Origin of the sequence: Mesorhizobium sp. M7A.F.Ca.US.014.04.1.1 (assembly GCF_003998745.1) — a bacterium.
In the GTDB taxonomy this organism is placed as follows: domain Bacteria; phylum Pseudomonadota; class Alphaproteobacteria; order Rhizobiales; family Rhizobiaceae; genus Mesorhizobium; species Mesorhizobium ciceri.
In genome coordinates this window covers 1-715 of the sequence record NZ_RZRW01001042.1, presented here as the reverse complement: position 1 = coordinate 715, position 715 = coordinate 1, and the positions used below count along the sequence as shown (strand labels likewise).

Genomic DNA, 715 nt, shown 5'->3' with positions numbered 1-715 from the left:
CCGCCTTGACCGCATAGGTCATGCCGATGCCGAAAGAGACGATGGTGACGTCCTTGCCGGTCTTGTGGATGCGCGCCTTGCCGATCGGCAGCACGAAATCATCCAGCTTCGGCACGTCGAAGGACTGGCCATAGAGGATCTCATTCTCGAGGAAGATGATCGGATTGGGATCGCGGATCGCCGCCTTCAACAAGCCCTTGGCGTCGGCGGCGGTGTAGGGCATCACCACTTTCAGGCCCGGAATGTGGCTATACCAGGCGGCGTAGCACTGCGAGTGCTGCGCGGCGACGCGTGCGGCAGCGCCGTTCGGTCCACGGAAAACGATCGGCGCACCCATCTGGCCGCCCGACATGTAGAGCGTCTTGGCGGCGGAGTTGATGATCTGGTCGATCGCCTGCATGGCGAAGTTGAAGGTCATGAACTCGACGATCGGCTTCAGGCCGGCCATCGCCGCGCCGACGCCGACGCCGGCAAAGCCATGCTCGGTGATCGGCGTGTCGACGACGCGCCGCGGCCCGAATTCCTGCAGCAGCCCTTGCGTGATCTTGTAGGCGCCCTGGTATTCGGCGACCTCCTCGCCCATGACGAAGACATCGCCGTCGCGGCGCATTTCCTCGGCCATCGCATCGCGCAGCGCTTCGCGTACCGTGGTCGAGACCATCTCTGTGCCGGCCGGAATGTCCGGATCGGCGGCGATTTCCGTCTTCGGTGCAGC

At 64.1% G+C, this 715-nt stretch carries 1 protein-coding gene; it reads right to left on the bottom strand.

Annotation, left to right across the window (positions count from 1 at the left end):
- Positions 1 to 715: pyruvate dehydrogenase complex E1 component subunit beta (locus tag EOA22_RS34290; protein WP_245478768.1), on the bottom strand; the 715-nt coding region annotated here is incomplete at both ends.